The 12,885-nt window shown below is 74.1% G+C and carries 11 protein-coding genes; 8 read left to right on the top strand and 3 right to left on the bottom strand.

Translation table 11 applies throughout. The annotated features are described in order from the left end of the window. The first annotated feature begins 344 nt into the window (after positions 1-344). From ACIG3E_RS25650 to ACIG3E_RS25625, 6 genes are all read left to right on the top strand, one after another. Positions 345-1,154, top strand: a complete 810-nt coding sequence (locus ACIG3E_RS25650; protein ID WP_399620798.1) for an SDR family NAD(P)-dependent oxidoreductase — start codon at positions 345-347, stop codon at positions 1,152-1,154. A gap of 125 nt (positions 1,155-1,279) precedes the next feature. Next, complete coding sequence (locus ACIG3E_RS25645) at positions 1,280-2,098, top strand: GNAT family N-acetyltransferase (RefSeq protein WP_399620795.1); 819 nt, start codon at positions 1,280-1,282, stop codon at positions 2,096-2,098. 106 nt (positions 2,099-2,204) lie between these two features. Beyond that, positions 2,205-4,061 (top strand): methylmalonyl-CoA mutase family protein, encoded by a 1,857-nt coding sequence (locus ACIG3E_RS25640; protein WP_399620792.1) that lies wholly within the window; start codon positions 2,205-2,207, stop codon positions 4,059-4,061. After that, a complete protein-coding gene (gene scpA / locus ACIG3E_RS25635; protein WP_399620788.1) occupies positions 4,058-6,313 on the top strand; it encodes a methylmalonyl-CoA mutase in 2,256 nt (751 codons plus the stop codon). Before ACIG3E_RS25640 ends, scpA begins: the two co-directional genes overlap by 4 nt. 12 nt (positions 6,314-6,325) lie before the next feature. Then, positions 6,326-7,483: a methylmalonyl Co-A mutase-associated GTPase MeaB gene (gene meaB, locus ACIG3E_RS25630; RefSeq protein ID WP_399620785.1), complete on the top strand. Its 1,158-nt coding sequence runs from the start codon at positions 6,326-6,328 to the stop codon at positions 7,481-7,483. Continuing rightward, the gene (locus ACIG3E_RS25625; protein WP_399620782.1) at positions 7,480-8,568 is read left to right on the top strand and encodes an enoyl-CoA hydratase/isomerase family protein; all 1,089 of its coding nucleotides are present in this window, start codon (positions 7,480-7,482) and stop codon (positions 8,566-8,568) included. Before meaB ends, ACIG3E_RS25625 begins: the two co-directional genes overlap by 4 nt. Before the next feature lie 35 nt (positions 8,569-8,603). Here ACIG3E_RS25625 and ACIG3E_RS25620 read toward each other — a convergent pair whose 3' ends face one another. From ACIG3E_RS25620 to ACIG3E_RS25610, 3 genes are all read right to left on the bottom strand, one after another. Then, on the bottom strand, positions 8,604-9,044 hold the full coding sequence (locus tag ACIG3E_RS25620) for a hypothetical protein (protein ID WP_399620779.1): 441 nt from the start codon (positions 9,042-9,044) through the stop codon (positions 8,604-8,606). Positions 9,045-9,126: 82 nt separating this feature from the next. After that, positions 9,127-9,864, bottom strand: coding sequence for an ABC transporter permease (locus ACIG3E_RS25615; protein WP_399620776.1), 738 nt, complete (start codon positions 9,862-9,864; stop codon positions 9,127-9,129). Positions 9,865-9,866: 2 nt separating this feature from the next. Next, the gene (locus tag ACIG3E_RS25610; RefSeq protein ID WP_399620773.1) at positions 9,867-10,814 is read right to left on the bottom strand and encodes an ATP-binding cassette domain-containing protein; all 948 of its coding nucleotides are present in this window, start codon (positions 10,812-10,814) and stop codon (positions 9,867-9,869) included. 109 nt (positions 10,815-10,923) lie between these two features. On the opposite strand from ACIG3E_RS25610, the gene ACIG3E_RS25605 reads away from it, so the two are divergent. Then, entirely contained in the window at positions 10,924-12,162 is a 1,239-nt protein-coding gene (locus ACIG3E_RS25605) for a sensor histidine kinase (protein ID WP_399620771.1), read from the top strand. A 44-nt stretch (positions 12,163-12,206) separates the two neighbouring features. Further along, a complete protein-coding gene (locus ACIG3E_RS25600; RefSeq protein ID WP_242715222.1) occupies positions 12,207-12,869 on the top strand; it encodes a response regulator transcription factor in 663 nt (220 codons plus the stop codon). Positions 12,870-12,885: the final 16 nt, after the last annotated feature.

The following is a 12,885-nucleotide window of genomic DNA, read 5'->3' as shown; positions in this document are numbered from 1 at the left end:
GTACGGGCGGCTTGAAGGCCAGCTCAGGGGCCAGTTGGATGAGGATCGTGAACAGCTTCGCGCGCCATGACGACCGGCCGCCTCATACGGCGGTGCCGGTCGCGCGCCCGTTCTCCTGACGGGGCGCTCAACCCGCACCGCACCCGCCGCACCCGCCACACCCGCCACACCCGCCACACCCGCCACACTCACCACCCCCGCCGACACCCGTCGGCGCCTTCCAGCCGTGCCCCGGCGCTCCTGACGAGCGCGCCCGGCCCCTTCCCGGACGCACAGCTCTCCATTCGCATGCCCGACCCCCGCCGGGGGGTCGCCCCGGCATGCCCCGACACAGGAACACGACCATGTCTTCTGCCTCACTGTCCGGCCGTACCGCGCTCGTGACCGGAGCCACCTCCGGCATCGGCTTCGAGACCGCCCGCCTCCTGACCGAGCGCGGCGTCACCGTGCTGGTGCACGGCCGCACCGCCGCCGAGGCGCGGGCCGCCGTCGACGCGCTCGGCGTCTCGGCCCGCGCCGGCGCGGCGCGCCCGTACGCCGTCGCCGCCGACTTCACGCGCCTGGAGGAGGTCGAGGAGCTCGCGCGGCGCGTCGTGGCCGAGCACCCGCACCTGGACGTCCTGGTGAACAACGCGGGCATCGCGGCCCCCGAGCGGCACACGGTCACCGCCGATGGCAACGAGATCGCCTTCCAGGTGAACTTCCTCGCGCACTACCTCCTGACCAGCCTCCTGGAACCCGCGCTGACCAGCGATCCGGGCGGCCGCGTCGTCAACGTCTCCTCGTCGCTGCACCGCACGGCGTCGATCCAGTGGAACGACCCGAACCGCGTCCGCCGCTACTCGCGCCTGGCCGCGTACGCCCAGTCGCAGCTCGCGCTCACCGTCTTCGCCGCCGATCCGCGCGTGACCGCGGTGTCCGTGCACCCGGGCGTGTGCGACACGGCGCTGCTTGCGCTGTACGCGCACGAGGGCGCGGCCGCCGCCGAGGGCGCCGCCCACGTGGTGCGCCTGTGCGATCCGGCCGTCGAGATCGTCAACGGCGCGTACTACGACCGTGCGGAGCGGGTGGAACCGGCCGCGGCCGCCCGGGAGGACCGCACGGTCAAGCGCCTCACCAAGCTGGCCGACGTGCTGGTCGGCCACGCCTCCTGACGGAGCTGCCGGTTCCCGCGCCCGGCCCGGCCGCTGTCCGTGCGGCCCGGGCGGGCGCGTCCCGGCCCGAGTGCCAACCCTTTATCCTCTCGATCGCTGGTGGAAACCTCTGGAGGTCGGCTTCCGTGATCCCGCTCGATCCGCGTCAACTTCCCGCGCTCTCCCGTTGGTTCGCCGTCGGGGCGCCCGGGACCGCCGCCCTGCCCGAACACGTCCTGGCGCACGGCGCCGGGCAGTGGTGGGCCGACCGTGCCGACGCGCCGCGCGCGCTCGCGGTGACCTGTGCCGGGCACGTCGTGCTGCGCGGCGACCCGCGCGCGGTGACGCCCGCGGGTCTCGCGCCGTTCGCGGCCGGGCACGTCGATGCCCCGCTGCGCTTCCTGCCCGTGCTCGGTGCCGCGTTCGAACGCCTGGTGCCCGTCGAGCGGATGGTGTACGTCCATCGGGAGCCGGTGGCCGTGCCGCCCCCGCCGCGCGGGGTGCGGGTCCGCCCGGTGACGGCGGACGACGCGGCGGCGCTGGCCGCTGGGTGGCCCGGCTCCGACTGGATCCACGACAGCTGGGGCGGCGCCGAGGGGCTCGCCGCCTCCGGGCGCGCGGTCGCCGCCTTCGACCGCGGCGGCCGGGTCCTCTCCGTGGCCTGCGCCTACTTCGCGGGGGCCGCGTACGAGGACGTGGCCGTCGCCACCGCGCCCGAGCACCGCCGCAGAGGGCTCGCGCACGCTTGCGTGACCGCGCTCACGGCGGACGTAGCGGCGCGCGGCCGCACCGCGAGCTGGTCTTGCGCACGCGAGAACCGCCCGAGCCGCCTCCTCGCCTGGACGACGGGCTTCCGGCTCGAGAGCGAGCACACCCGGTTCGCCACCGGCGCTCCTCTACCTCAATCGGCGGCATTGGGCAAACCCCTCCCGAACCCCACATCACCCCTGATGCCCCTTCTGTGACGTGCGGCAATAGCGTTCACGCCGCCCGAGTTCAAGAGCATCCAAAGAGTCCAAGGTCACAGCCGAGCCTCGGCATCAGGTGCCGTTTCCGCCCTAGCATCGACGCATGACGGTCCTGCCTGACGACGGGCTTTCGCTGGCCGCCGATTTCCCTGATGCGACCCATGAGCAGTGGCAGCGCCTGGTGGAAGGCGTACTGCGCAAGTCGGGCAAGGACGTATCGGGGGCGGCGGCTGAGGAAGCGCTGTCCACCGCGCTAGAGGACGGGCTCAGCACCCGCCCGCTGTACACCGCCCGTGACGCCGTGGCCGACGTGGGTCACCCGGGCTTCGCCCCCTTCGTGCGGGGCGGCTCCGCCGCGGGCGCCGCCGCCACCGGCTGGGACGTACGCCAGCGGCATGCGACGAGCGACCCCGGGAGCACGAACGAAGCGGTCCTCGCCGACCTGGAGAACGGCGTCACCTCGCTGTGGCTGGCCCTCGGCCCGGACGCGCTGCCCGTGTCCGGCCTGGAGCGGGCGCTCGACGGCGTGTATCTGGATCTGGCCCCGGTCGCCTTGGACGCCGGTGCGGCGTACGAGCCGGCGGCGCGGGCCTTCCTCGGGCTCGTGGACGCGGCGGGCGTCGCCAAGAGCGCGGTGCGCGGCACGCTCGGCGCCGACCCGCTGGGGTACGAGGCGCGTACGGGCGAGGAGTTGGGCGCGGACGCCGCCGTGGAGCTCGCGCGGCTCCTCGGCCGTGAGTACGGCGGTCTGCGGGCCCTGGTCGTGGACGCGCTGCCGTACCACGAGGCGGGCGGCTCGGCCGCGCAGGAGCTCGGCGCCTCGCTCGCGACGGGCGTCGCGTATCTGCGGCTCCTGACGGATGCGGGCCTGTCGCTCCAAGAGGCGTGCGCGCAGCTGGAGTTCCGCTACGCGGCGACCGCCGACCAGTTCCTGACCATCGCCAAGCTGCGGGCGGCGCGGCAGCTGTGGGCCCGGGTGGCCGAGGCGTGCGGCGACGCGGGCGCGGGCGCCCAGCGGCAGCACGCGGTCACGTCCCCGGTGATGATGGCCCGCCGCGACCCGTGGGTGAACATGCTGCGGACGACGGTGGCCAGCCTGGCCGCCGGAGTGGGCGGCGCCGACGCGGTCACGGTCCTGCCCTTCGACCACGCTTTGGGCCAGCCGGACGCGTTCGCGCGCCGGATCGCCCGCAACACCTCGACGATCCTCCTTGAGGAGTCGCATCTGTCCCGGGTCATCGACCCGGCGGGCGGCTCCTGGTACGTGGAGCGGCTGACCGCCGAACTGGCCGACGCGGCCTGGGCGTTCTTCCAGGGGATCGAGCGGGCGGGCGGCCAGGCGGCGGCCCTGCGCTCGGGTCTGCTCGGCGAGCGCCTCGCGGCGACCTGGGCGGAGCGCAGCCGCAAGCTCGCCAAGCGGCGCGAGCCGATCACCGGCGTCAGCGAGTTCCCGCACCTCGGTGAGAAGCCGGTCGAGCGCGAGCCCGCGCCCGCGGGGCCGACGGGCGGTCTGCCGCGGGTGCGCCGCGACGAGGCGTACGAGGCGCTGCGGTCCCGCTCGGACGCCCATCTGGCGGCGACCGGCGCCCGGCCGAAGGTGTTCCTGGCCGCGCTCGGCCCGGCGGCCGCGCACACGGCGCGCGCCTCGTTCGCCGCGAACCTCTTCCAGGCGGGCGGTGTCGAGCCGGTCCATGACCCGGTGTCGGTGACGGCCGACTCCGCCGCCGACGCGTTCCGCGCCAGCGGGGCGACGGTCGCGTGCCTGTGTTCCAGCGACGCGCTGTACGCCGAGGAGGCGGCGGGCGTGGCGGCCGCGCTGAAGGCGGCGGGCGCCCGGCAGGTGTTCCTCGCGGGGCGGCCCGGCGCGTACGGCGAGAGCGTCGACGCGTACGTCTTCGCCGGCTGTGACGCCGTGGCCGTGCTGTCCTCCACCCTCGACCTCATGGGAGTGGCGTCATGACGATCCCCGACTTCTCCGGCATCGACCTGGGGGCGGGCGCGCCGCCGCAGGGCTCCGCCGGGCAGTGGCGCGCCGCCGTCGAGGCGGTCACCGGCAAGGACGCGGACGACCTGCTCTGGGAGACGCCCGAGGGCATCGCGGTCAAGCCGCTGTACACGGGCGCGGACGTGGAGGGCCTGGACTTCCTCGGCACGTATCCGGGGGTGGCGCCGTATCTGCGCGGGCCGTATCCGACGATGTACGTGAACCAGCCGTGGACGATCCGCCAGTACGCGGGCTTCTCCACCGCGGAGGAGTCCAACGCCTTCTACCGCCGCAATCTGGCCGCCGGGCAGAAGGGCCTCTCGGTGGCCTTCGACCTGCCCACGCACCGCGGCTACGACAGCGATCACCCGCGGGTGACCGGTGACGTCGGCATGGCGGGCGTGGCCATCGACTCGATCTACGACATGCGTCAGCTGTTCGACGGCATTCCGCTGGACCGGATGACGGTGTCGATGACGATGAACGGCGCGGTGCTCCCGGTGCTCGCGCTGTACATCGTCGCCGCCGAGGAGCAGGGCGTGCCGCCTACGATGCTGGCGGGGACCATTCAGAACGACATCCTCAAGGAGTTCATGGTCCGCAACACCTACATCTATCCGCCCAAGCCCTCCATGCGGATCATCTCCGACATCTTCGCGTACACCTCGCAGAAGATGCCGCGCTACAACTCCATCTCGATCTCCGGCTATCACATCCAGGAGGCCGGGGCGACGGCCGATCTGGAGCTGGCGTACACGCTCGCGGACGGCGTGGAGTACCTGCGGGCGGGGCGGGAGGCGGGTCTTGACGTGGACGCGTTCGCTCCGCGGCTCTCGTTCTTCTGGGCGATCGGCATGAACTTCTTCATGGAGATCGCCAAGTTGCGGGCGGCGCGCCTGCTGTGGGCCAAGCTGGTCAAGCAGTTCGATCCGCAGAACCCCAAGTCGCTTTCGCTGCGCACGCATTCGCAGACCTCGGGCTGGTCGCTGACCGCGCAGGACGTGTTCAACAACGTGACGCGTACGTGTGTGGAGGCCATGGCCGCCACGCAGGGCCACACCCAGTCGCTGCACACCAACGCCCTGGACGAGGCGCTGGCGCTGCCCACGGACTTCTCGGCCCGTATCGCGCGCAACACGCAGCTACTCATCCAGCAGGAGTCCGGGACCTGCCGGGTCATCGACCCGTGGGGCGGCAGCGCCTACGTGGAGCGGCTGACCTACGACCTGGCCCGCCGCACCTGGCAGCACATCCAGGAGGTCGAGGCCGCGGGCGGCATGGCGCAGGCCATCGACGCGGGCATCCCGAAGCTGCGCGTCGAGGAGGCCGCGGCGCGCACACAGGCGCGGATCGACTCCGGGCGCCAGCCGGTGATCGGCGTGAACAAGTACCGCGTGGACACCGACGAGCAGATCGAGGTCCTGAAGGTCGACAACTCCTCGGTGCGCGCGCAGCAGATCGAGAAGCTGCGGCGGCTGCGCGCCGAGCGCGACGACGCAGTCTGCCAGGACGCGCTGGCCAAGCTGACGGCGGCGGCCGAGCGCGGCTCCGGCCCCGGCCTGGAAGGCAACCTGCTGGCGCTGGCCGTGGACGCGGCCCGTGCGAAGGCGACCGTCGGCGAGATCTCGGACGCCCTGGAGAAGGCGTACGGGCGGCACGCGGGCCAGATCCGTACGATCTCCGGTGTGTACCGCACCGAAGCAGGCCCGTCGCCGTCCGTGGCGCGCACCCGCGCGCTGGTGAAGTCCTTCGAGGAGGCCGAGGGGCGCCGACCGCGCATCCTGGTCGCCAAGATGGGCCAGGACGGCCATGACCGCGGCCAGAAAGTCATCGCCACGGCCTTCGCCGACCTGGGCTTCGACGTCGACGTCGGCCCGCTGTTCCAGACGCCCGGTGAGGTGGCCCGGCAGGCCGTCGAGGCGGACGTGCACATCGTGGGCGTGTCCTCGCTGGCGGCCGGGCATCTGACGCTGGTGCCCGCGCTGCGCGAGGAGCTCGCCGCCGAGGGCCGCGAGGACATCATGATCGTCGTGGGTGGTGTCATTCCCCCGCAGGACGTGCCGACGCTCCTGGAGATGGGGGCGGCGGCCGTGTTCCCGCCGGGCACGGTGATCCCGGACGCGGCGTACGACCTGGTGCGGCGGCTCGCCGTGAGCCTCGGCCACGAGCTGCCCGCGGACGGCCCTGAGGACGAACAGGCCGCCGACGGTCCCGGGAACGGGCTGTGAGCCGCTGACCCCATGGCACCGACGATCGATCTCGACAGTTATGTGAAGGGTGTCCTCGACGGCAAGCGCGCGCACATCGCGCGGGCCATCACGCTCGTGGAGTCCACCAAGCCCGAACACCGCGTCCTCGCCCAGCGGTTGCTCACCCAGCTGCTTCCGCACGCGGGGCGGGCGCGGCGCGTGGGCATCAGTGGTGTGCCGGGGGTGGGCAAGTCGACGTTCATCGACGCGCTCGGCACGATGCTCACCTCCCTCGGGCACCGGGTCGCGGTGCTCGCCGTCGATCCGTCGTCGACGCGCACGGGCGGCTCCATCCTGGGTGACAAGACGCGCATGGAGCGCCTGTCGGTGGACCCGATGGCGTTCGTACGCCCTTCGCCCACGGCGGGGACGCTCGGCGGCGTGGCGAAGGCGACCCGTGAGTCCATCGTGGTGATGGAGGCCGCGGGCTACGACGTGGTGCTCGTGGAGACCGTCGGCGTGGGCCAGTCGGAGACGGCCGTGGCCAACATGGTCGACTCCTTCCTGCTGCTCACGCTCGCCCGGACCGGTGACCAGCTCCAGGGCATCAAGAAGGGCGTCCTGGAGCTCGCGGACGTCATCGCCGTCAACAAGGCCGACGGCCCGCACGAGCGGGACGCGCGCTCGGCGGCCCGTGAACTGGCGGGCGCGCTGCGCCTGATGCATCCCCAAGCTCTCGGCTCCGCTCGAGCAGGGGAGACCCCAAGCTCGGACGCGGTGTGGACGCCGCCGGTGCTCAGCTGCAGTGCCCGCGAGGGCAGCGGGCTCGACACGCTCTGGGAGCGCCTTGAGCAGCATCGCGCGCTCCTGGACTCCACGGGCCGTCTCGCCGCCAAGCGCCGCGACCAGCAGGTCGACTGGACGTGGACGATGGTGCGCGAGGAGCTCCTCGGCCGTCTGTACGCCCACCCGGACGTGCGGCGGCTCGCGCCGGAGCTGGAGCGGGGCGTGCGCGAGGGGACGGTGACCGCGACGACGGCCGCGGAGCGGATCCTGGCGGCGTTCCAGGACACCGGGGCGGTCCAGACCACCGGAGCGTTCCAGGACACCGAGGCGGGCGGCGGCGCGCCGGAGAGCGCAGGAGAGCGCCGGACCTCCGGGGACGCGCCCCCTCACGACGTACTACCGAAGGACGGAACCACCCCGTGAGCCATGACGCACCACCCCCGGTCCTCCTGCGCACCGAGGGCCGCGCGGCCCACGTCGTCCTGAACCGGCCCCGCGCGCTGAACGCCCTGGACCACACCATGGTCCGTCTGATCGACGAGGCGCTCACCGCCTGGGAGCGGGACGAGGCGGTGGCGACCGTCGTGGTGTCGGGCGCCGGGGAGCGGGGCCTGTGCGCGGGCGGTGACATCCGGGCGGTGCGCGCGGACATCCTGGCGGGCGGTGGCGCCGCGTCGGCGGCGTTCTGGCACGACGAGTACGTGCTCAACTCCCGCATCGCGCACTATCCGAAGCCCTATGTCGCCCTCATGGACGGCTATGTGATGGGCGGTGGCGTCGGGGTGTCGGCCCATGGCGGCGTGCGGGTCGTCACGGAGCGCTCGCGGGTCGCCATGCCCGAGACGATCATCGGTTTCGTGCCGGACGTCGGCGGGACGTACCTCCTGTCGCGGGCGCCGGGTGAGCTGGGTACGCATCTGGCCCTGACCGGCACGGCGGTGGGCGCCGCGGACGCCCTGCTGTGCGGGCTCGCCGACCACTACGTGCCCTCCGGGCGGCTCGGGGAGCTCACCGCGGCGCTCGCGGACGGCGAGGCGGCGGACGTGGTGGCCGCCTTCGCCGAGGCCGCGCCCGAGGGCGAACTGGCCGCGCACCGGGAGTGGATCGACTCCTGCTACGCCGCCGGGTCCGTGGAGGAGATCGTCGACCGGCTCCTTGCCTGGGGCGATCTTGCGGCGAAGGAGGCCGCACAGACGCTCCTCTCGCGCTCGCCCACGTCCCTGAAGGTCACGCTCGCCGCCGTGCGCCGCGCCCGCGCCCTCGGTTCCTTGGAGGACGTGCTGCGTCAGGAGTACCGCACGTCGTGCGCGTGTCTGACCTCCGCGGACTTCCCGGAGGGCGTGCGCGCCCAGGTCGTGGACAAGGACCGCAAGCCCCGCTGGTCGCCCGCGCGCCTCGCGGAGGTGCGGGACGCGGAGGTGGCCCGCTTCTTCCTGCCGTCCCCGTACGGGGAGTTGACGTTCGCCCCGGTGGCTGACGGTCCTGGCCTTCGGGGCGGCCGAGGCTGACGTACGGGGTCGCCCGGGTGGAGGCGGTGGCGTCGTCACGGCGGGTCGACCTTCGTGATCACCGCGAGGAGTTGCAGCGCGTCCCAGCCGCCCCAGCGGGCCACCCCCAGGGCCAGCCAGTGGCCTTCGACCTGCCACAGGTGCACGTCGGGCACGGTCTCGCTGAGGGACGCCCAGGGCTCCGGCACGTCCCCCGAACCGGCCACGACGCGGGCGAAGGCACTGGCGAGGCTGATGATGTGGGGTTCGCCCCAGCGCGCGGTCAGGAGCACGGCGAGGGCGTCGCGCTCCGCCTCGTACTGCTCCTCCATGGCGTCGCGGGCCGTGCCGTCGTCGTCCTCCGCCGTCTCGTACGTGCGTAACTCCGCGATGTGGAAGCCGGGTCCGGCGCGGACGGCCGCGGACCTGCCGGGCGCCTCGGGGAAGTCCCGGGCGCGCAGCAGGTCGATCGTCGCGAGGTGCTCTGCGCTGCTCATGCGTCCAGTAAAGCGGCCGCCACTGACAATCAGTCATCGACGCCGGGGCGACAGCGGTCTGCCCGGACCGTGCGGGCGCCGCTCAGGCGTCCCTGCGGCGCACCGCCCACCAGCCCGCGAGCAGCGCGGCGCCCGCCCAGGCCGCCGTCACGGCGAGCCCCGTCCACGCGCCGAGGGTGCCCGTGGGGTCCGCGTGCAGGATCTGCTGTCCGGCCCTGTCGGGCAGGAACTGGGCGGCGCCGCCCGCGACGTCGCCGACCACGAAGGACACGATGAGGAGGAACGGGATCAGCAGGCTGAGCACGGCGGTTCCGCTGCGCAGCAGGGCGGTGAGGCCCGCCGCGAACAGCGCCATCAGGGCCAGGTAGACCCCGCCGCCCAGGCAGGCGCGCAGCGCTCCGGGGTGGCCGAGCCCGATGGCGTACTCCCCCAGGAAGGCCTGGCCCGCGAGGAACGCGCCGAAGCAGGTGACGAGGCCGACGAGCAGGGCGGCCGCGCCGATGACGGCGGTCTTCGCGGTGTAGAACAGGCCGCGGCGCGGGACGGCCGTGAGCGAGACGCGCAGCGCCCCCGTCACGTACTCGGAGCCGACGGCGGCCGTGCCGAAGCTGATGGCCGCGATCTGGCCGAAGTTGAGGGCGTAGAAGGCGTCGAAGACGGGTTCGGCGTCGACGTTGTCGGCCTCCGCCTTGCCGACGGTGGCGAACGCGAGGACGGTGATCGCCAGGGTCGCCGCGCACACCGCGAAGAGGGAGACGAGCGTCGCCCGCAGCGACTTGATCTTGATCCACTCGGAGTGGAGCACGGCGGCGGTCGACATGGTCAGGCCTCCTGTCGGGTGGTGGTGGTCGCGGAGCCGGTGGGGCCCGCGGAGAATTCGGTCTCCTCGGCGGTGAGGGCCAGATAGGCCTGCTCCAAGGAGGCCTCCTCGTCGGCGAGTCCGAGGATCGGGACGCCCTCGCGGGCGGCGAGGGCGCCGACCTCGGCGGCGCGGACGCCGTCCACCGTCCAGGCGCCGTCCTCGGCCTCGGTCAGCTCGTGTCCCGCGCGGGCCAGGGCGGCGCGCAGCCGTGCCGGGTCGCTGGTGCGGGCGCGCACGCGGGGGCTGCTGTGCGCGGTGATGAAGTCCCGCATGGGCGTGTCCGTCAGGAGCCTGCCCTTGCCGAGGACGACGAGGTGGTCGGCGAACGTGGCGGTCTCGTTCATCAGATGGCTCGACACGAGCACGGTGCGGCCCTCCCGGGCGAGGCGGCGCACGAGCTCGCGGATCCAGATGATCCCCTCGGGGTCGAGGCCGTTGGACGGCTCGTCCAGGAGGACCACGGCGGGGTCGCCGAGCAGGGCGGCCGCGATGCCGAGGCGCTGCCGCATGCCCAGCGAGAACGTCTTGACGCGCTGGTGCGCGACGGCGGCGAGGCCGGTCTCTTCGAGGACCTCGCCCACGCGCGGGGCGGCGACGCGGTTGCTGACGGCGAGCGCGCGCAGGTGGTCGCGGGCGGTGCGCGACCCATGGGCGGCCTGCGCGTCGAGCAGGGCGCCGACCTGGCGCAGCGGCTCGTCGTACGTCGCGAAGGGGCGGCCGCCGACGGTGGCGGTGCCCGATGTGGGGCGGTCGAGGCCGAGCACGAGGCGCATCGTGGTGGACTTTCCGGCGCCGTTGGGGCCGAGGAAGCCGGTGACGCGGCCGGGCCGGACGCTGAAGGTCAGGTCGTCGACCGCGCGCCTGGTGCCGTACTCCTTGGTCAGGTGGTGGACGTCGATGCTGGTCATGGGGCAACCCTCGCGTTCCGCGCCGGGGTTGGGCCTCCCCCGGCCGAGGAGATCGCCTCCCCCGTGCGGGGGAGCCGGGCCACGCGCGCGTACTGGCACGATGACCGGCATGATCCGCCTGTTGCGACCGCTGACCCGCGCGGTCACGTACACCCGCTGGCTGCATCTGCTCGTCGGCGGTCTCGTGGTGCTCGCCGCGGCCTCGGTCCACGGCATCGAGGACGCCACGGCCCGGGACTGGGTGGTCATCACGCTGCTGCCCGTGCCGTTGATGGCGGCGGTCGCCCTGGTGCCCGCGATGCGCCGGGCCGAGGGGCTCCAGGCGCGCCTGATGCTGTTCCCGGGGGCGCACGCGCGGGAGGCGCGATCCGGGGACCCGGGGGCCGACGGCGCCGACGGGGAGGGCCCCGGCGTCTCCGTGGCTCCCTCGGCGTCGTGGCGCGACCGCGGCCGGACCGCCGTGTGGCTCGTGGTGCGCCTGGAGCTGGGGTGGGGGCTCGGCGTCGCCTCGGTGCAGCTCATCGGGTACGCGCTGGCGCTGCTGGGCACGACGTCCGATGCCCCCGACGACGACGGCCTGTTCCTGCCCCGGCCCGCCTCGGCGGCCTGGAACGCGCTGCTCCTGCCGCTGCCCCTGCTCGTCCTGAGCGTCCTGGTGGTCGTGGCGGGCCGCCTCGCCGCGGCCGCCGCGCGCGGCCTCCTGGGCCCGTCGCCGACCGAGCGTCTCGCGGCCCTGGAGGAGCGCACCGAGCAGCTCCTGGAGCGCAACCGCATCGCCCGTGAGCTGCACGACTCCATCGGGCACGCCCTGACCGTCGCCGTGGTGCAGGCGGGTGCCGCACGGGCCGCGGCCGACGCGGACTTCACCGACCGCGCCCTGGAGGCGATCGAGGAGACGGGCCGCGACGCCCTGGAGGACCTGGAGCGGGTCCTGCGGGTGCTGCGGGAGGACGCCGAGCCCGCCCACCAGCGGCCGACCCTGGCCGCCGCGGACCGGCTCCTGGAGTCCGCGCGCACGGTGGGCGCCGAGGTCGACGCCGAGGTGTCCGGCCCGGTGGACGAGCTGCCGGGGCCGGTGTCTCGGGAGGGCTACCGCATGCTCCAGGAGGCCCTGACGAACGTCCTGCGGCACGCGGGCCCGGTTCCGGTCCGGGTGCGCGTCGCGGTGTCCGGCGGCGCGCTGACCCTCGACGTGCGCAACGCCCTGCCGCGGCAGGCGGCCCCGACCGGCCGGGGCGGCAGCGGTCTGCGCGGCATCCGCGAGCGCGCCGTGCTGCTCGGCGGCCGGGCGAGCACGGGGCCCGAGGACGGCGAGTGGCGGGTGCACGCCGAACTGCCGCTGCGCTGAGGGCCTCTGAGCCCCCTGCCGGGCCGGTGATCTAGGCTGGCCGGATGCCCGTGACCGTGCTCCTCGTCGACGACGAGCCCCTCGTCCGCGCGGGGCTGCGCGCCGTCCTGGAGGCGCAGCCCGACATCGAGGTCGTCGGGGAGGCGGCCGACGGCGCCGCCGTGATCCCTCTGGTGCGGCAGCTGCGCCCGGACGTCGTCGCGATGGACGTGCGCATGCCCCTCCTGGACGGCATCGAGGCCACGCGCGCGGTGCTGCGCACGGTGCAGGACCCGCCCAAGATCGTCGTCATCACGACCTTCGAGAACGACGAGTACGTGTACGAGGCGCTGCGCGCGGGTGCCGACGGCTTCCTGCTCAAGCGGGCGCGGCCCGCGGAGATCGTGCACGCGGTGCGGCTGGTGGCCGAGGGCGAGTCGCTGCTGTTCCCGGCCGCGGTGCGCCGCCTGGCGGCCAGCCACGGCGAGGAGCGGGGCGAGGAGGGCGCCCGGGCCGCGTTCGCGCGGGCGGGGCTCACCGGGCGCGAGGAGGAGGTGCTGCGCCTGATGGCGCGCGGCCTGTCGAACGCGGAGATCGCGGGGCGGCTCGTGGTCGGCACCGAGACGGTGAAGTCGCATGTGAGCGCGGTGCTCGCGAAGCTCGGCGCGCGGGACCGGACACAGGCGGTGATCGTGGCCTACGAGTCCGGTTTCGTGGCTCCGGGGTGACGCGCGGCTCCGGAGG

The sequence above is a fragment of the Streptomyces sp. NPDC053474 genome (assembly GCF_044544845.1).
In the GTDB taxonomy this organism is placed as follows: domain Bacteria; phylum Actinomycetota; class Actinomycetes; order Streptomycetales; family Streptomycetaceae; genus Streptomyces.
The sequence above is the reverse complement of the archived record's forward strand: the minus strand, read 5'-3'. Positions and strand labels throughout refer to the sequence as shown.

What these genes read in the sequence shown, in the direction of transcription:
- ACIG3E_RS25640 (WP_399620792.1), top strand. Translation starts at nt 2,205, where the DNA reads ATGACGGTCCTGCCTGACGACGGGCTTTCGCTGGCCGCCGATTTCCCT.
- meaB (WP_399620785.1), top strand. Translation starts at nt 6,326, where the DNA reads ATGGCACCGACGATCGATCTCGACAGTTATGTGAAGGGTGTCCTCGAC.
- scpA (WP_399620788.1), top strand. Translation starts at nt 4,058, where the DNA reads ATGACGATCCCCGACTTCTCCGGCATCGACCTGGGGGCGGGCGCGCCG.
- ACIG3E_RS25620 (WP_399620779.1), bottom strand. Translation starts at nt 9,044, where the DNA reads ATGAGCAGCGCAGAGCACCTCGCGACGATCGACCTGCTGCGCGCCCGG.
- ACIG3E_RS25615 (WP_399620776.1), bottom strand. Translation starts at nt 9,864, where the DNA reads ATGTCGACCGCCGCCGTGCTCCACTCCGAGTGGATCAAGATCAAGTCG.
- ACIG3E_RS25605 (WP_399620771.1), top strand. Translation starts at nt 10,924, where the DNA reads ATGATCCGCCTGTTGCGACCGCTGACCCGCGCGGTCACGTACACCCGC.
- ACIG3E_RS25600 (WP_242715222.1), top strand. Translation starts at nt 12,207, where the DNA reads ATGCCCGTGACCGTGCTCCTCGTCGACGACGAGCCCCTCGTCCGCGCG.
- ACIG3E_RS25610 (WP_399620773.1), bottom strand. Translation starts at nt 10,814, where the DNA reads ATGACCAGCATCGACGTCCACCACCTGACCAAGGAGTACGGCACCAGG.
- ACIG3E_RS25650 (WP_399620798.1), top strand. Translation starts at nt 345, where the DNA reads ATGTCTTCTGCCTCACTGTCCGGCCGTACCGCGCTCGTGACCGGAGCC.